Origin of the sequence: Pseudomonas sp. (assembly GCF_035554175.1) — a bacterium.
In the GTDB taxonomy this organism is placed as follows: domain Bacteria; phylum Pseudomonadota; class Gammaproteobacteria; order Pseudomonadales; family Pseudomonadaceae; genus Aquipseudomonas.
In genome coordinates, this window is record NZ_DATMIV010000046.1 from 1 (window position 1) to 17201 (window position 17201).

The window sequence follows — 17201 nt, forward strand, 5'->3', positions numbered from 1 at the left end:
ATTGTGGATCTGCAAAACCAGATTGGCGCTGCTGGTATCGCCGTCGGCATCGGTGATGGTGTAGGCGAAAGTTTCAGTGCCGTTACCACCGCCGTGCAGGTTTTTGAAATCGGCGTCGTTGGTATTGAGGGTGTAGGTGTAGGTGCCGTCAGCGTTCAGAACCAAAGTGCCGTAAGTACCGGTGAAGGTGCCGGGCGTGACTGGGCCGGTGGGCACACGGTCAGCGCCTTGTATGTCATTGGTGAGGACGTTGCCGGTCAGGGTCAGCAAGGTTTCCGAGGCAACGCCGTTGGCGTCATCAAACGCTTTGGGCACGTCGTCGGTGATGTTCACATCCAGGGTGCCGGTGGCGCTGTCGCCGTTGCTGTCGGTGGCGATCACGGTGAACTGTTCGCTGAGGTTGTTGACGCCGCCGCCGGCGGCATGGGTCTCGTTGCCGGTGAGGGTGTAGCTGTAGCTGACCGTGCCGGTCGCCGGGTTGTAGCCGGTGATGGTCAGCGTGTTGCCGAGCTGCGTAGTGATCGATTGCGGAAAGCCGATCGGCACGCCGCCGACGATCACGTTGATGCCGCCGATGCTCAGGCTGCTCAAACCGTCCGGCGCCGAAACGGTGAAGCTACCGCTTTGCGTCAGTGCGCCAGGATTGGCCGCCGAACCATCGGGCAGATTGGCTTCGTTGAGGTTGAGTTCGCCGCCTGCCGTGCCGAGGCCATTGAGGTTGACCGGGTTGTTGACCGGTGGCGGTGGCACCACGATCGGTGCGTCGTTGTCGTCGCCATTGTCGTTGTCCGCGTCGCGGCGATAATCGGGAAATTCGGGAATGCCATTGAAACCCGCGGTTGGGAAACCGATCACCGGATCGACTCGGCCGCCGACTTCGGTCAGTAGAACGAAGCTATGCCCGCCGCCCAGCTCACCGGTATTGCCGGTAGGCGCGTTGGGGCCGGCAGCGGTGGCTTCGGCAGTCTTGCTCGGGTCTTCACCGGCGGCGATGGCCTTCTGGATCTGCTCGACATCGCTCAACTGCGCCTGGCTTGGGGTCTGGGCTTCGTCGACATTCACGGGAACAGCCTGATCGGCCAGCAACTGCCCGGTCATGGTGATGCTGCTGCCGCGACCGAGGGTCAATTCCTCGCCGTTTTGCAGTTTCACCGCCACCGCGCCTTCCGCGCCGGTGATCAGTTGGTCGCCTGCGTACAGGCGATCGCCTTCGAACAGCGGACGCTTGATACCATCGCCCGCTTGCGCGAATACCTGACCGATGACTTTTGTGACCGTACCGATGAGCGTTGCCATGTGAAATCCTCCGCTGCCGACCACCGTCGGCACTGGTTCGCGAAGCAGCCCATGGCTCAATCGGGTTGCCGGGGGCGACGCTCGCACCCTCGACAGTTCGTTTCGCAGGCTTCGTGCGAAGAGAATTGTCAGCGCCATCAAGCACTTGCCAACCCTGTTCAGCCCGTCGACCCACTAGCGCTACGTAACGACCGCGAATCACTTGAGTGACAAAAAAATGTCGCTCATTGGCCGTTGCGCGTCCCTCCCCTTCAGCAGTACTTCGCGGTCTATCGCAAAGTGAATGGAACTTTCCTCAAGCCTTTCAGAGCTCCCTAAAGCGCATGAAACAAAGGCTTTCGAGCTGAACAATGTGCTGGTTTTTACAAACCGCATAAGTTTTTTTTGGCATAAGCCTTATGAAAATTTTTTCTTAGCTACGCTTCAGGATGTTCTTAGCTCTGTTGTTACAAGAGTGAAACGCTTACACCCTAAATTTACGTCAAATATTTGGCGACGGTAACACAACATCAAGATCCAGGGAGATGCACCCATGCGCGTTTTAACCCCCCTCTGCAGCGCGGTTTTGCTGGCCATGGCTTGCACTTCCCAAGCCCAGGCCATGAACCTCACCGAGGCGATTCAAAGCACCATCGCAACCCACCCGGAACTGGCTTCGCGCGTGGACGCTCGCCTGTCAGCGGATGAACAGGTCAAAGTCGCCAAGGGCGGGTTCTACCCCTCCGTGGATTTGAACGCTGCCTACGGTCGCGGTTACAGCGACAACACCAACACTCGCGCTTTCGGCAATCACAACACCGAAATCCTCAATTACACCCAGTCCGAATTGCGCCTGCGGCAGATGCTCTTCGACGGTTTCAACACCGCCAACGAGGTCGAGCGCACCAAGGGCGTGTCCAACTCGCGCGCCTACTACGCGCAAGGCACCGCACAGGATCTGGCCCTGCGCACCATCGAGGTCTACCTCGAAGTGCTCAAGCGTCGTGAGCTGGTGACGCTGGCCAAGAACAACCTGCAGGCGCACTTGCGGGTCAACGATCAGATCGGCCTGCGCACCGAGCGCGGCATCGGCAGCACGGCCGACTCCGATCAATCGGTCGCCCGTCGAGCCCTGGCACAGAACAACCTCGACACCGCCGAAGTCGATCTGGCCGACGCCGAATCGAATTTCTACAGCGTGGTCGGACGCATGCCCGATGAACTGGAAACCCCGGCCTCGACCCGTGGTGAATTGCCCACCGACCTGCGTGAAGCGCAGCAAAGCATGGTCGACAACAACCCCTACCTGAAATCGGCGCAGGCCGACGTGCAGTCCGCCGAAAGTCAGTACGAAGTGGCCAAGTCGCCGTTCTACCCGCGCTTCGACGCTGAAGCGGCAGTCGGCGCCAACAACAACGTGCAGGGCGATGAAGGTCACGACAACGAATGGCGCGTGGGCGTGGTGATGAACTACAACCTGTTCCGTGGCGGCAGCGACAAGGCGCGTCTGGCCGCCAACGCCCACGACATCAACCAGGCGATGGACATCCGTAACAACGCCCTGCGTCAGCTCAACGAGAATATTCGTCTGGCCTGGAACGCCATGGAAAACGCGAAGAAGCAAACGCCGACCGCCCGCGAATACGCCGAAACCACCAAACGCGTGCGCGCGGCCTACCAGGATCAGTTCGGCCTCGGCCAACGCACCCTGCTCGACCTGCTCGACAGCGAAAACGAGCTGTACAACGCCAACCGTCGCTACACCGAAATCCGCTACACCGAGGAATACTCGATGTACCGCGTGCTGGCGAACATGGGCCAGTTGCTGAGCAAACAGCGGGTGGTGCTGCCGGCTGATGCGATCGCCTCGAGCGAAGTGAAAAACGAGGCGCGCCTGCCGGAACTGAAATAGATCCTGTGTAGGAGCTGCCGAAGGCTGCGATCTTTTGATCCTGATCATTCCCACGCTCCGCGTGGGAATGCAGCCCGTGACGCTCCGCGTGACTGGACGCGGAGCGTCCCTAGAGGCATTCCTTTGCTGCGCATGGGAACGATCAATCAATCCGGGGCCGCTGCGCAACCCAGCGGGAGCAAGCTCCCTCGCTACAGAGTTATCGAGTCGTCTTCAGGAGAGGCAATCACTATGACCAGCATGGAACCCGGCGCCGCCGGGGTCGATCCTCGCTTGAGCTTCGATGATCCGTTACTCGACGGTCTGTTGATCCTCTGCAAGCTGCATGGCGCAACGGTCAGTCGTGCCAGCCTGAGTGCCGGGCTGCCCCTGAACAAACAACGCCTGAGCCTCGATCTGCTGCCCCGTGCAGCGGCGCGCGCCGGATTACAGGCGCGGTTGTTGCGCCGTGACCTGAAAGATATTTCAACGCTGAACCTGCCGATCCTGTTGCTGCTCAACGATGGTCGCACCGCGGTACTGCGGCGGTTTGGCGATGAAGGCAAGGCGCTGATCCTGCCCAGTGAAGCCGACGGCGGCGAGCAATGGGTCACTCGCGAAGAACTCAGCGAACACTACAGTGGCCAGGCCTTGTTCGCCCGCCCGCGCCACGAACTAGAGGATTTGCGTTCGCCGCTGGTGCCACGGGTGCATGCGTGGTTTCGCGACACCCTGAAGCTGTCGAAATGGCTGTACAGCGATGCGATTCTGGCCAGTTTTCTGATCAACCTTTTAGGCCTGATGGTGCCGTTGTTCGTCATGCAGACCTACGACCGCGTGGTGCCGAATCAGGCGACCTCAACGTTGTGGGTACTGTCAGTCGGGCTGCTGATCGGCACCGGTTTCGAACTGGTATTGCGCGTGGTGCGCGCGCACCTGCTCGACACCGCTGGCAAAAAAACCGATGTGATCCTTTCCGCGACTTTATTTGAACGCATCACCGGCATGTCGATGAAAGCCCGGCCGGCGACCATCGGCGGATTTGCCCAGAGCATTCATGACTTCCAGGGCCTGCGCGAATTTCTCACCGCCGTGACCCTGACCAGCCTGATCGACCTGCCCTTCGTGGTATTGATGCTGTTAGTGATCGGCCTGCTCGGCGGCTGGCTGGTGGTGATTCCGCTGCTGGCGTTTCCGATCACCATCATCTTCGCCATGGCGATTCAAGTGCGCTTGCGCGACACCGTGCAAAAGAGTCTGAGCCTCGGCGCGGAGCGTCAGGCGCTGCTGATCGAGACCCTCGGCGGCCTGGAAACCCTCAAGGCCTGCGGCGCGGAAAGCGAGCGTCAGCACAAATGGGAAAGCACCCACGGCGCTCTCACCCGCCTCGACAGCCATGCGCGCAATCTTTCGGCATTGGCCACCAACGGCACGCTGTTCATCCAGCAGCTTTCCGCAATGGCGACGATTGTTGCCGGGGTCTATAGCATCATCGCCGGCAATCTCAGCGTCGGCGCACTGGTCGCCACCTACATGCTCGGCAGCCGCGTGCTAGCGCCGCTGGGGCAGATTGCCGGGCTGATCACCCGCTACCAGCAAGCGCAACTGACCATGAAAAGCACCGACGCGCTGATGGCCCTGCCGCAGGAGCGCGACGGTAAGCAACGGCCACTGGAACGCACGCAGCTGCAAGGCGCGCTGGATGTCAGCGGCGTGACCTTTCACTACAACGGCCAGAATGCGCCGGCGCTGAGCGAGGTCAGCTTCAGTCTGAAGCCCGGCGAACGGGTCGGCATCATCGGCCGCAGCGGTTCAGGCAAAAGCACGCTGGCGCGGTTGGTCATGGGGTTTTACGAAGCCGAGGAAGGCCAGTTGCTGCTCGACGGCCTCGATCTGCGGCAACTGGATGTCGCCGACCTGCGCCAGCAGATCGGTTATGTCGCCCATGATCTGCCGCTGCTGGCCGGCAGCCTGCGAGACAACCTGACCCTGGGCGCGCGCTACATCAGCGACTCGCGCATGCTCGAAGTCGCCGAACTGACCGGCGTCATCGAACTCGCCCGGCAGCATCCGCAAGGCTTCGACCGGCCAGTGGGCGAACGCGGGCAGTTGCTCTCCGGCGGCCAGCGTCAGGCGGTGTTACTGGCGCGGGCGCTGTTGCTCGATCCGCCGATCATGCTGCTCGACGAACCCACCAGCGCCATGGACAACAGCAGCGAAGATGCGCTGCGGCAGAAACTGCATGGCTGGGTGCAAGGCAAAACCCTGCTGCTGGTGACACACCGCACCTCGATGCTGAGCCTGGTGGACCGGTTGCTGGTGCTGGACAACGGCCGGGTCGTCGCTGACGGTCCGAAAGAAGCGGTCATCGATGCACTGCGCAAGGGCCGTGTCGGCTCGGCGGCAGTCTGAATGTCAGCACAAAAGCTTTGGCCACTTGCTGTCTGTGCGAGGGAGCTTGCTCCCGCTTGGGTGCGCAGCGCCCACAAGATCTTTGGGGCTGCTTCGCAACCCAGCAGGAGCAAGCTCCCTCGCCACAGGGTTGGGTTGGCTTGGTTTGTTTTAATTGAGGAGTATCGCCGCATGTCAGCTTCATCTTCAAAAGATCGCGGCTACTTCGACAGTTTCGGCAAAAGCGCCGAGGCCGAGTTCATGCCGGAAACCGCCGGCGCGGCACTGCAGGATTCGCCGCGCAAATCGCGGATTACCGTGTGGCTGGCGGCGGCGCTGTTGATCGCCGCGCTGGTCTGGGCCAAATTCGCCGTGCTCGAAGAAGTGACCATGGGCGAAGGCAAAGCGATTCCGTCGAGCAAGGTTCAGGTGATCCAGAACCTGGAGGGCGGCATTGTCACCGAGATTTTTGTTCGCGAAGGTCAGATGGTCAGCAAGGGTGACACCCTGCTGCGCCTCGACGACACGCGGTTTCGCTCGAACAAGGGCGAAAGCGAGGCCGACCGTTATGCCCTGACGGCCCAGGTCGAACGTTTGTCAGCAGAGGCCGAGGGACGCCCCTTCAAGCTCTCCGCCGAAGTGATCGCCAAGGCACCGCAAGTGGCCGAAGACGAACGCTCGCTGTACGAGCAGCGTCAGCGCCGGCTGGCCAGTGAGCAGCGCACTCTCAGCGAACAGTTGCGGCAGAAAACCCAGGAGCTGGCGGAATTTCGCTCCAAGCAAGGCCAGTTCAGCTCGAGTCTCGCGTTGCTGCAACAAGAGATGAACATGTCCGAGCCGCTGGTGAAAACCGGCGCCGTGTCCCCGGTGGAAATCCTCCGGCTCAGACGCAGCGCCGTGGAGATCCGTGGTTCGCTGAACGCCACGACGCTGGCGATTCCCCGCGCCGAATCGGCCATCGCCGAGATCCGCAGCAAGATCGACGAATCGGAACAGACCTTCCGCTCCGAGGCGGCCAAGGAGCTGAACGAGAAACGCACCGACCTGTCGAAGATCACTGCGTCGAGCATCGCCATCGATGACCGCGTGAGCCGCACTACGGTGACCTCACCGGTGCGCGGGGTGATCAAGCAGATGAAGGTCAACACCATCGGCGGCGTGGTTCAGCCGGGCAGCGACATGGTCGAAATCGTGCCGCTGGAAGACAACCTGCTGATCGAAGCCCGTGTGCGCCCACAGGACGTCGCGTTCCTGCATCCGGGCCAGAAAGCCATGGTCAAGTTCAGTGCCTACGATTACACGATCTATGGCGGGCTGAGCGCCAAACTTGAGCTGATCGGCGCCGATACGATTACCGATGACAAGGGCAACAGTTTTTATCTGATCCAAGTGCGCACGGATAAAAACCATTTGGGCGGGGAGGTGAAACCGCTGCTGATCATCCCGGGGATGGTGGCGACGGTGGACATTATTACCGGAGAGAAAAGTGTGCTGGATTACCTGCTTAAACCGGTGTTGAAAGCGCGGACCGAGGCGATGCGTGAGCGCTGAGCCGGGCTTGATTCACCCTGTGGCGAGGGAGCTTGCTGCCGCTGGAGTGCGAAGCGCTCCCTTTTCACTATTCGAAAATCCGATACATCGTTGTGAATGTAGTCGGGTCTGCTTCGCAGCCCAGCGGGAGCAAGCTCCCTCGCCACAGGTGCTCAGTGCCCATGATTTTTGCGATAGGTCTCCTCCCCCATCGCCGCAATCTGCCCTTCGATCAGCGCTTCAAACGGCTTGAGTAGCGGTGCAAACGTCGTAGGCGCTTCGAGGGTTTCCAGCGCCTGCGCAATCGCCTCAACCGTTGACAAAGCCCCGGGGCCCGGCGCCTTGCGCAGGCGATAGCGCGACACGCCGCCTTCGGCCGGTGTCACCCGTGGCAGCGCCGCCAGCAGCGGATTGAGGTGCAGCATTTTGCGCGCCTTGCGCCAGGTGCCATCGGGAACTACCAGCAACAGTGGCTGATCATTCGGTGCGTAAGCCTGCAGCGGCTGCGCATCGTCAGCCGGGAACAGCAACCGCGCCTGATAGCCCGGTCGGTTCAATAGCGTTGGCAAGTCGTCGAACACCTCGCCGACAATCAGCTCGGCATTGCTCAGCCCCAGCGCCGCCAATCGCGCAGTATTGAGCGCGTGACTGACTTCGCTTGGATGCTGCAGCAGCAACACCCGCGTGCGGCTGTCGAGGCGCGGAATCAGCGAGCACAGGCAATGGGTCTGAGGGCGCAGGCAGCGCGGGCATTGGGGTCTGGACATACTTGTTTTCCTGCAAGCTAAGCCTGATTGAGCTGGGCTTTGAGCAAATCACGGAAGGTCTGGATCAGCGGTTCGCGGCTGCGACCGCGGCGCATGATCATCGAAAAAGGCGCCTGATAACCGAAGGTCGCCGGCAGCAGAACGCGCAAGTCGCCCTTGTCGGCCCAGGCCTGCGCGTAGTGTTCCGGCAGATAACCGATGTAGGCCCCGGAGAGCACCAGAATCAGCTGCGCCTCCATACTTTCCACGGTAGCGGCGCTGTGTTTGAAACCGTGCCGGGCCAGTTCTGCCTGACTCCAGTAACCGCGCCCGACCATGCGTTGCTGGGTGATCACCTGCTCGGGAATCCGCCGCTCGTTGAACAACGGGTGACGACTGCTGCAGTACAACCAGTGCTGCTCGCGGTACAGCGGCATGTATACCAGGCCGCTCATCCGCGTGGAGAACGCGCCGATGGCCAGATCCAGGCGATTGTCCTGCACACCGAGCTGCAACTCGTAAGGGCTCATCACCGACAAGTGCAAGTGCACCGCCGGGTGTTCCTGACTGTAGGCACCGATGGCTTCGGCGAAGGGCAAGGCCTTGTCGCTGACCGTGGAATCGATCACGCCGAGGTTGAGGGTGCCGCGCAATTCGCCCTTGAGCGCAGCGGCGTACTGCTCGAAACCTTCGAGTTCGCCGAGCAGGCGCAGGGTTTCCTGATGGAACAGCTCGCCCTTGCTGGTCAGGCTGAACCCGCCGCGCCCGCGATGACACAGCACCAGACCGAGGGCGGCCTCGAGCTGGCTCATGTAGGTACTGATCGCCGAAGTCGACAGGTTGAGTTCCTGCTGCGCGTTGGCAAAACCCTGATGGCGCACGACGCTGACGAAGATGCGCAACAGTTTCAGGTCGGGTAAAGCGTTGGCCATGGAGAGTCCACACATCGTGCAATGTAGGAGCTGCCGAAGGCTGCGATCTTTTGACCTTTTTTCAGATCAGGATCAAAAGATCGCAGCCTTCGGCAGCTCCTACAGGGTTGTTCATCGATTGCGAGAAGTCTATCTGCAGCGTGTCCATTAGTTTAGAAAAATCTGAACTAAGTTTTTGTCCGTAGCGATTCTTCCCCGCCACTACATTTCGCATTATCGGCCCCACAGCGGCGTCCGAACCTGTGCTCAACGGCGCGCCGGCATAAATAAAACAAAGACGATGAGGCCCTACCCGTGGACAAGATTCTTCACCAACCACTGGGCGGCAACGAAATGCCGCGCTTCGGCGGCATCGCCACCATGCTCCGACTTCCCCACGTACCGACCGCTGCCGGCCTGGACGCTGCCTTCGTTGGCGTGCCACTGGACATCGGCACTTCGCTGCGCCCCGGTACCCGCTTCGGGCCGCGCGACATCCGCACCGAATCGGTAATGATCCGCCCCTACAACATGGCCACCGGCGCGGCGCCGTTCGACTCGCTGTCGGTTGCCGACATCGGTGACGTGGCGATCAACACCTTCAACCTGCTCGACGCCGTGCGCATCATCGAAGAAGCCTACGACAACATCCTCGAGCACGACGTCATCCCGATGACCCTGGGTGGCGACCACACCATCACCCTGCCGATTCTGCGCGCCATTCATAAAAAGCACGGCAAGGTTGGCCTGGTGCACATCGATGCCCACGCTGACGTGAACGATCACATGTTCGGCGAGAAGATCGCCCACGGCACCACGTTCCGTCGCGCCGTCGAAGAAGGCCTGCTCGATTGCGACCGCGTGGTGCAGATCGGTCTGCGTGCCCAGGGTTACACCGCTGACGACTTCAACTGGAGCCGCGATCAGGGCTTTCGCGTGGTGCAGGCCGAAGAGTGCTGGCACAAATCGCTGGCGCCGCTGATGGCCGAAGTGCGCGAGAAAGTCGGCGGCGGTCCGGTGTATTTGAGCTTCGACATCGATGGCATCGACCCGGCCTGGGCACCTGGCACCGGCACCCCGGAAATCGGTGGTCTGACGACCATTCAGGCGATTGAAATCGTCCGTGGCTGTCAGGGCCTCGACCTGATCGGCTGCGATCTGGTAGAAGTCTCGCCCGCTTATGACACCACCGGCAACACCTCGCTGCTGGCCGCCAACCTGCTGTACGAAATGCTCTGCGTACTGCCTGGCGTGGTTCATCGCTGAGGGTCGGGGTCATGCACCAACGTGATCAGGTATTGCACGCGGCCGCTGAGCTGGTCGCCGCGTTTGCGCGTAACGATCGCGAAGCTTACTTCGGTGCGTTCAGCGCCGATGCCAGCTTCGTCTTCTACACCCTCGACCAGCCGCTGCTGTCGCGCGATACCTATCAGGCGTTGTGGGATCGCTGGCGTGCCGAGGATGGCTTCGAAGTGCTGTCGTGCACGTCGAGCAACGCCTTCGTCAGCCTGCAGGGTGACGTGGCGATTTTCATCCATGACGTGGCCACCGAGCTGCGCATGCAAGGGGAGCAACACTTCAGCCAGGAGCGCGAGACGATTGTTTTCCGCCAACAAGCGTCGAGCCTAGAACAACAAGGCCTATGGCTGGCCTGTCACGAACATTTGTCCGCAATGCCGGAAGGGCTGCCACCCCCTTAGCCAATGGTGACGCTCACGCACGATGAGCGCGCCGGATGATCGGAGCAGATCATGAATAACAACAACAACGAACAAAGCCTTAGCCGCATCGAAACAAACGGGGTCGAACAGATCCCGGATCATGAGCGCGACGCCCGACCCAGCGACCTGTTTCGCTTGATCTTCGGCGGCGCCAATACCTTTGCCACCGCTGTGCTCGGCAGTTTCCCGGTGCTGTTCGGCCTGTCGTTTCAGGCCGGCGTCTGGGCGATTGTCCTGGGTGTGCTGGTCGGTGCGCTGATCCTCGCGCCGATGGGCCTGTTCGGCCCGCTCAACGGCACCAACAACGCCGTGTCTTCCGGTGCGCACTTCGGCGTGCACGGGCGGATTGTCGGCTCGTTCCTGTCATTGCTGACGGCGATCGCCTTCTTCTCACTGTCGGTGTGGAGTTCCGGCGATGCACTGGTCGGCGGCGCCAAACGCCTGATCGACCTGCCGGAAACCGACCTGACCCTGGGCCTGGCTTACGGTCTGTTCGCGCTGCTGGTGCTGACCGTGTGCATCTACGGGTTCCGCTTCATGTTGTGGGTCAACCGCATCGCCGTGTGGGCTGCGAGCCTGTTGTTCCTGCTCGGCATCTTCGCCTTCGCTCCCGCCTTCGACAGCCAGTACGCGGGCAGTGTGGCGCTGGGTCAGGCAGGGTTCTGGGCGGCGTTCATCGGTGCCGCGCTGGTGGCGATGAGCAACCCGATTTCCTTCGGCGCGTTCCTCGGCGACTGGTCACGCTACATCCCGCGTGAAACACCGAAAGGCCGCATCATGCTGGCGGTGATCGCGGCGCAACTGGCGACGTTGATTCCGTTTCTGTTCGGCCTCGCCACCGCGACGATCGTCGCGATCAAGGCCCCGGCCTACATCGCGGCGAACAACTACGTCGGCGGCCTGCTGGCGGTGTCGCCGAGCTGGTTCTTCCTGCCGGTGTGCCTGATTGCGGTGATCGGCGGTATGTCCACCGGCACTACCTCGCTGTATGGCACCGGGCTGGACATGTCCAGCGTGTTCCCGCGCGTCCTCTCCCGGGTCAAGGCGACGCTGCTGATCGGCGTGTTGTCCATCGCCTTCATCTTCATCGGCCGTTTCGCGGCGAACCTGGTGCAGAGCGTGTCGACCTTCGCCGTGCTGATCATCACCTGCACCACCCCGTGGATGGTGATCATGATCATCGGCCTGCTGGTGCGTCGCGGCTTCTACTGCCCGGACGACCTGCAAGTGTTCACCCGCGGTGAACAGGGCGGGCGCTACTGGTTCAACCACGGCTGGAACTGGCGCGGCCTGGGCGCGTGGATCCCCAGCGCGCTGGTCGGCCTGTGCTTCGTCAACCTGCCAGGTCAGTTCGTCGGCCCGCTGGGCGAAATGGCCGGCGGCATCGACATCAGCCTGCCGGTGACGCTCGGCCTGGCCTCGGTGGTGTACCTGACACTCTTGCGCCTGTTCCCCGAGCCAGCGCAAGTGTTCGGTCCGAAGGATTTGCGCAGCGAAGCAGCCATACACCCCGAACTACGTCAGGCCGCCTGATCTGCACAGAAAATTTGAAGGATTGGATTTTTTGTGGCGAGGGAGCTTGCTCCCGCTCGACTGCGCAGCAGTCGCAAGGCAGCGGTTGAGTTTCATTAAAGAAACTCGGTTGCAGGATTTGGGGCCGCTTCGCAGCCCAGCGGGAGCAAGCTCCCTCGCCACAGTAAAACCTGATTCAGCGTTCCACATAAAAAAGACAATCGGAGACACGCCATCATGGCCCTGGATTTATTCGTCGTCCTCATCTACGCCGCCGGCATGCTCTTGCTCGGCTATTTCGGCATGCGCAAGGCCAAGACCAACGAGGACTTTCTCGTGGCCGGCCGCAACCTCGGCCCGAGCCTGTACATGGGCACCATGGCGGCGACCGTGCTCGGCGGTGCGTCCACCGTCGGCACCGTACGCTTGGGCTACGTGCACGGCATTTCCGGTTTCTGGCTGTGCGCGGCACTGGGTTGCGGCATCGTTGCGCTGAACCTGTTCCTCGCCAAACCGCTGCTGAAACTGAAGATCTATACCGTTACCCAAGTGCTGGAAAAACGCTACAACCCGATGGCCCGTTCGGCGAGTGCGGCCATCATGCTGGCCTATGCGCTGATGATCGGCGTGACCTCGATCCTCGCCATCGGCACCGTGCTGCAAGTGTTGTTCGGCCTGCCGTTCTGGATTTCGGTACTGCTCGGCGGTGGCGTGGTGGTGATCTACTCGGCGATTGGCGGCATGTGGTCGCTGACCCTGACCGACATTGTCCAGTTCATCATCAAAACCGTCGGCCTGATGTTCATCCTGTTGCCGATCTGCCTGTATCGCGTCGGCGGTTGGGACGAACTGGTGCTGAAACTGCCAGCCACGGCGTTCAACTTCACCACGATCGGCTGGGACACGATCATCACCTACTTCATGATCTACTTCTTCGGCATCCTGATCGGTCAGGACATCTGGCAACGGGTGTTCACCGTCAAGACCGCCAGGGTCGCGCAATACGCCGGCAGCATCGCCGGCATCTACTGCATCCTTTACGGCCTGGCTTGCGCGCTGATCGGTATGGCCGCACACGTGTTGATCCCGGATCTGGACAACGTCAACAACGCCTTCGCGGCCATCGTCAAACTGTCGCTGCCTGATGGTATCCGTGGGCTGGTGATCGCTGCCGCCCTGGCGGCGATGATGTCTACTGCCAGTGCCGGCCTGCTCGCCGCCGCTACCACTCTGACCGAAGACCTGCTGCCGAAATTGCGTGGCGGCAAGCAATCGAGTCTGGGCGTGAATCGCCTGTTCACCCTGCTCACCGGCGTTGTGGTGTTGGGTATCGCTCTGGTGGTGAATGACGTGATCAGTGCCCTCACCCTTGCCTACAACCTGCTGGTCGGCGGCATGCTGATTCCACTGATCGGGGCGATTTTCTGGAAACGCGCCACCACTGCGGGCGCGATCGCCAGCATGGGGCTGGGCTTCGTGACGGCCCTGCTGTTCATGTTCAAGGATGGTCTGGATGCCAATACGCCGATCTATTACAGCCTGGCGGTCGGTCTGGTGAGTTTCGTCGTGGTCAGCCTGATGTCTCGACGCCCGTCTGCGGTCGCAACTGCGGTCTGACTGTGATGTAACGACTTGATGTTTTCTTCAGCGGGTGTGGCGTCGGTGGCCACGCCCGTTTTTTTTCGCCTGGCGAAAAGCAAAAGATCGCAGCCTTCGGCACCTCCTACAGGGTATTTGTAGAAACTGCCGACGGCTGCGATCTTGAAATCTTTGAGTGGAGGTCTTAACGCCGACGTGGCTGGCGCCGACGCTGTTCGTCGTCCGTGCGAATCGGTACCGGTTGCAGAGGCGGTTCGATCAAACCAAGGGCAACGCCCAGATCGTGCAGCCAGTTTTGAATTTTCTCTTTCATCGTCATGCCCCCTTCAGGGTGGTGCTGAGCGGCCGGAATTCTGAGGCTGCTTCGCACTGATAATAGTCCGAAGTCCTACGCAATGCTCGGCCAAATCAGCAATGATCTGTTACTGAATTGAACAGAATTCGTTGCTACAGGTTCACGCGGTTTCACGTTCTTCGGGCAAAGCCACGGGATAGACGGCTTGCTGCACGTCAATCCAGGCATTCAGATTGGCTCCGGTCATGCCCTTGCGCCACATAAGCCACGTTGTCGCACCCGCGAACGGCTCGGCCAGTGGATGCACCGCGACACTCTCGCGGCCCGGCAGACTGGCGAGCATCGACTCGGCCATCAACGCCACACCGCTGCCGGCGATCACGCAGGCGAGCATGCCCTGATACGACTCGATCTCCATCGGCCGGCCCATCGCCGCATGGTAGTGCGCGAACCACGCCTCCAGACGCATGCGATAAGAGCAGCCCTGGCGAAAGGTGAACACCGAGCGCCCCTCCACGTCCCGCGCGCTGCGCACCGGCGGATGGTCGATCTCAGTGATCAACACCAGACGCTCCTCACACAGCGGCACGCCATCGAGCCCGGCCAGTTCCAGCGGCCCGTCCACCAAAGCCGCGTCGAGGCGGCCGGTGAGCAAGCCTTCGAGCAGCTCACCGCTCGGCGCCGATTGCACCTGCAGGTTCACCATCGGGTATTGCTTGTGATACCGCGCCAGGAGCGCCGGCAGATGGATCGCCGCCGTGCTGTACATGGTGCCGAGCACAAAATCCCCCGCCGGTTGGCCGCCCATTACCGCCGCACTGGCCTGATCGCGCAGGGCGAACAGTTTGCCGGTGTAGTCGAGCAAGACTTTCCCCGCCGGGGACAATTGCAAACGCTGGCGTTCACGGACGAACAACTCGACACCCAATTGTTCCTCAAGCTGTTTAAGGCGTGTCGACAGATTCGACGGTACCCGATGCAGACGCTCGGCGGCGCGGGTGATCGAGCCTTCTTCGGCAACCGCCTGAAAAATCCGCAATTGGCTGAATTCCACCTGCCTTCTCCTGAACAGAACAAGTTACTCACTATTATTCAATTTTAAAGAAAGTCAATCAGTCCTAGCCTGACGGTCATTGTTCCTCTGACGGAAGCCCGACCATGTCGCCGCTGATTCGCTTATCCGCCTGTTTCGTTGCCCTGATGATGGCCATGGGCATCGGCCGTTTCGCCCTCACACCACAAATGCCGCACTTGCTCAGCGAGGGTCAGATTGATCTCACGGCTGCAGGTCTGATTGCTGCGGCCAATTACCTCGGCTATCTGGTCGGTGCAGTGGATGCGATATTTGCGCACCGTCCGCCGCAAGTGCAGAGGCGCCTGCACGGTGGGCTCTGGCTATGCGTGCTGCTGACCCTGGCGTCGTTTTGGGCCAATGGTTTCTGGTCGCACCTGATGCTGCGCTTTGGTACCGGTGTGGCGAGTGCCTGGGTATTGGTGATGATCACGTCACTGAGCCAGCCATTGGCAGCGGCAGCGGGTCGTCCGCGTTGGGGCGCTCTGGTCTTTGCCGGACCGGGTTTGGGAATTTTTCTGACGGGGTTGCTGGCGCTGGTCTCACATCGGTTGCAGCAGACGTCGGCGACGTTGTGGCTGATATATGCCGCCGCCGCGTTGCTGATGATGCTCGGGGTCTGGCGGTTTTTACCGCAGCCTACGCTGACCTTGGCGACGGATACGGCCCCCATGTCCCAAGCGAATCGTGGCATTGGTCGGCTGGCGCTGGTGTATGCGCTGTACGGTATCGGCTACATCATCCCGGCAACGTTTCTTGCGCAAATGGCCAACGCGCAGTTTGATGGTCAGTGGCAGGCCGATCTGTTCTGGCCGTGCTTCGGTCTGGGCGCGGCGATCGGCGTGTGGCTGGTGAGCTTGCGTCGGCATGATCCCGAGACCACGCGGCACTGGCTGATGGCGACGTTGTGGCTGCAAGCCGCCGGTGTATTTGCCTGCCTGCTGAGCAGCGGTCTCGGCCTGGCACTGGGCGTGATCCTTTGCGGCACACCGTTTCTGGCTTGTATGCAGCTGGTCATGCAGCGCTCGCGGGAGCTGGCGCCCCACGCCACCCAGCGCAATGCCGGGATGCTGACCGCGTGCTTCGCCGTCGGCCAGCTCAGCGGCCCGTTGCTGGCGGCGCTGAGCAGCCATTTCAGTGGCGGTTTGCAGCCGGCGCTGCTGATCGCTGGCGCGGGCTTGCTGATCGCCGGCGCGTTGGCGATGCGGACGAAGGCTACTGGCCCAACGCTTTGCGCAAACGCCGACGCAGCCACTGCTCGGCGCTGACGAAGGTGATGCCGAGCAGCACCAGCACCGCGCCGATGACGAAGTTCAGGCTTAACTCTTCGCCGAGCAGCAAGACGCCGAAAGTCACGCCGAACAAAGGCGTCATGAACGAGAACACCGCGAGATTGGCTGCCAGATAACGGCGCAGCAGCCAGAACCACACCAGGTAACTGAAGAACGACACCACCAGGCCCTGGAACAAAACGCTGGCCACCGCCACGGTGCTCAGGCTGACATGGGTGATCTGGCCGCTGAACAGTGCGATCAGCAGCAAGCCAAGGAAACCGACCAGCAGCTGATAAAACAGGGTCAGCGTCACCGGCGCCTCCGACAGCCGCGAAGCGCGCACCACCACGGTGGTTGCGCCCCAACAGGCGCCGGCCAGCACGCCAAAGGCATCGCCCAACAGCATGCGCCGGTCGAGATTGTCCCACGACACGCCGCCGGCGAAGGCAATCGCGATGCCGATGAAGGCCAGCAGAATCCCCAGCCATTGCAATGGTCGCAGGCGCTCACTGGCCAACAGAAAATGCACACCCAGCGCGGTAAAAATCGGCGCGGTGTAAAGGAACACCGACATGTGCGCGGCGGTGGTCAGTTGCAGGCCTTCGGCGATGAACAGGAACTCCAGACCAAACAGCACACCGGCCAGCAAACCGCCGCGCCACGTGCTGCCGACCTGATCCCAGCCGCCCTTCCAGCAGATGAGCAGACCAACCAGTAACGCCGAAATCCCCGAGCGCCCCGCCGCCTGCATCACCGGTGCGATGTCCGTTGCTGCCCACTTGATCAGAACTTGCTGTACACCCCAGATCAGGCACAGGCCGATCATCACTTGCAGGGCAAAACCGTCGGCATTGCGCCGCTCGGCACTCACCGCATCACCTCGAAAAGACACAACATGGCAGGCCATCCAATGGTCAGAAAACAGTGTCGGGGATTATCAACCAGATGTGCAGAGAAAGGCGTCTGGAAAAAAATTCAATTGGT

The 17201-nt window shown here is 61.2% G+C and carries 14 protein-coding genes; 8 read left to right on the top strand and 6 right to left on the bottom strand.

From position 1 onward, the window contains the following. On the bottom strand, positions 1–1296 hold a 1296-nt coding region (locus VNV36_RS19985; RefSeq protein WP_325719777.1), incomplete at its 3' end, for a retention module-containing protein. A 532-nt stretch (positions 1297–1828) separates the two neighbouring features. Here VNV36_RS19985 and VNV36_RS19990 point away from each other — a divergent pair. The 3 genes from VNV36_RS19990 to VNV36_RS20000 all read left to right on the top strand — a co-directional run bounded on the left by VNV36_RS19990 (position 1829) and on the right by VNV36_RS20000 (position 7108). Further along, positions 1829–3187 (top strand): TolC family outer membrane protein, encoded by a 1359-nt coding sequence (locus tag VNV36_RS19990; RefSeq protein WP_325719779.1) that lies wholly within the window; start codon positions 1829–1831, stop codon positions 3185–3187. 231 nt (positions 3188–3418) lie between these two features. Beyond that, positions 3419–5578, top strand: a complete 2160-nt coding sequence (locus VNV36_RS19995) for a type I secretion system permease/ATPase (RefSeq protein ID WP_325719781.1) — start codon at positions 3419–3421, stop codon at positions 5576–5578. A gap of 171 nt (positions 5579–5749) precedes the next feature. Continuing rightward, positions 5750–7108, top strand: a complete 1359-nt coding sequence (locus VNV36_RS20000; RefSeq protein WP_325719783.1) for an HlyD family type I secretion periplasmic adaptor subunit — start codon at positions 5750–5752, stop codon at positions 7106–7108. A 152-nt stretch (positions 7109–7260) separates the two neighbouring features. On the opposite strand, the gene VNV36_RS20005 is transcribed toward VNV36_RS20000, so the two are convergent. After that, positions 7261–7854, bottom strand: a complete 594-nt coding sequence (locus VNV36_RS20005) for a tRNA-uridine aminocarboxypropyltransferase (protein ID WP_325719785.1) — start codon at positions 7852–7854, stop codon at positions 7261–7263. A 17-nt stretch (positions 7855–7871) separates the two neighbouring features. Next, entirely contained in the window at positions 7872–8765 is an 894-nt protein-coding gene (locus VNV36_RS20010) for a LysR family transcriptional regulator (RefSeq protein ID WP_090282283.1), read from the bottom strand. A 294-nt stretch (positions 8766–9059) separates the two neighbouring features. On the opposite strand from VNV36_RS20010, the gene speB reads away from it, so the two are divergent. The 4 genes from speB to VNV36_RS20030 all read left to right on the top strand — a co-directional run bounded on the left by speB (position 9060) and on the right by VNV36_RS20030 (position 13594). After that, complete coding sequence (gene speB / locus VNV36_RS20015) at positions 9060–10010, top strand: agmatinase (RefSeq protein WP_325719788.1); 951 nt, start codon at positions 9060–9062, stop codon at positions 10008–10010. Positions 10011–10021: 11 nt separating this feature from the next. Continuing rightward, a complete protein-coding gene (locus VNV36_RS20020) occupies positions 10022–10444 on the top strand; it encodes a YybH family protein (protein WP_325719790.1) in 423 nt (140 codons plus the stop codon). Positions 10445–10495: 51 nt separating this feature from the next. Next, the gene (locus VNV36_RS20025; RefSeq protein WP_325719792.1) at positions 10496–11998 is read left to right on the top strand and encodes a purine-cytosine permease family protein; all 1503 of its coding nucleotides are present in this window, start codon (positions 10496–10498) and stop codon (positions 11996–11998) included. A 216-nt stretch (positions 11999–12214) separates the two neighbouring features. Continuing rightward, entirely contained in the window at positions 12215–13594 is a 1380-nt protein-coding gene (locus VNV36_RS20030; protein WP_325719794.1) for a sodium:solute symporter family protein, read from the top strand. A gap of 166 nt (positions 13595–13760) precedes the next feature. On the opposite strand, the gene VNV36_RS20035 is transcribed toward VNV36_RS20030, so the two are convergent. Together VNV36_RS20035 and ptrR are read right to left on the bottom strand one after the other, a co-directional pair. Then, positions 13761–13889, bottom strand: coding sequence for a PA1414 family protein (locus VNV36_RS20035; protein WP_003184145.1), 129 nt, complete (start codon positions 13887–13889; stop codon positions 13761–13763). A gap of 142 nt (positions 13890–14031) precedes the next feature. Further along, positions 14032–14925, bottom strand: coding sequence for a putrescine utilization regulator PtrR (gene ptrR / locus VNV36_RS20040; protein WP_325719796.1), 894 nt, complete (start codon positions 14923–14925; stop codon positions 14032–14034). Positions 14926–15029: 104 nt separating this feature from the next. On the opposite strand from ptrR, the gene VNV36_RS20045 reads away from it, so the two are divergent. Next, positions 15030–16211: an MFS transporter gene (locus tag VNV36_RS20045; protein ID WP_325719798.1), complete on the top strand. Its 1182-nt coding sequence runs from the start codon at positions 15030–15032 to the stop codon at positions 16209–16211. Here the strand turns inward: VNV36_RS20045 and VNV36_RS20050 are convergent. After that, positions 16159–17088 carry a DMT family transporter gene (locus VNV36_RS20050; RefSeq protein ID WP_325719800.1) on the bottom strand — a complete coding sequence of 310 codons (930 nt, stop codon included), beginning with the start codon at positions 17086–17088 and terminating at the stop codon, positions 16159–16161. The two genes, VNV36_RS20045 and VNV36_RS20050, sit on opposite strands and share 53 nt — an antisense overlap. Positions 17089–17201 lie beyond the last annotated feature (113 nt).

Bases quoted from the DNA above. Each gene is read 5' to 3' on its own strand.
- VNV36_RS19990 (WP_325719779.1), top strand. From the start codon at position 1,829: ATGCGCGTTTTAACCCCCCTCTGCAGCGCGGTTTTGCTGGCCATGGCT.
- VNV36_RS20005 (WP_325719785.1), bottom strand. From the start codon at position 7,854: ATGTCCAGACCCCAATGCCCGCGCTGCCTGCGCCCTCAGACCCATTGC.
- VNV36_RS20010 (WP_090282283.1), bottom strand. From the start codon at position 8,765: ATGGCCAACGCTTTACCCGACCTGAAACTGTTGCGCATCTTCGTCAGC.
- VNV36_RS19995 (WP_325719781.1), top strand. From the start codon at position 3,419: ATGACCAGCATGGAACCCGGCGCCGCCGGGGTCGATCCTCGCTTGAGC.
- VNV36_RS20035 (WP_003184145.1), bottom strand. From the start codon at position 13,889: ATGAAAGAGAAAATTCAAAACTGGCTGCACGATCTGGGCGTTGCCCTT.
- VNV36_RS20030 (WP_325719794.1), top strand. From the start codon at position 12,215: ATGGCCCTGGATTTATTCGTCGTCCTCATCTACGCCGCCGGCATGCTC.
- VNV36_RS20025 (WP_325719792.1), top strand. From the start codon at position 10,496: ATGAATAACAACAACAACGAACAAAGCCTTAGCCGCATCGAAACAAAC.
- VNV36_RS20000 (WP_325719783.1), top strand. From the start codon at position 5,750: ATGTCAGCTTCATCTTCAAAAGATCGCGGCTACTTCGACAGTTTCGGC.
- VNV36_RS20020 (WP_325719790.1), top strand. From the start codon at position 10,022: ATGCACCAACGTGATCAGGTATTGCACGCGGCCGCTGAGCTGGTCGCC.
- VNV36_RS20045 (WP_325719798.1), top strand. From the start codon at position 15,030: ATGTCGCCGCTGATTCGCTTATCCGCCTGTTTCGTTGCCCTGATGATG.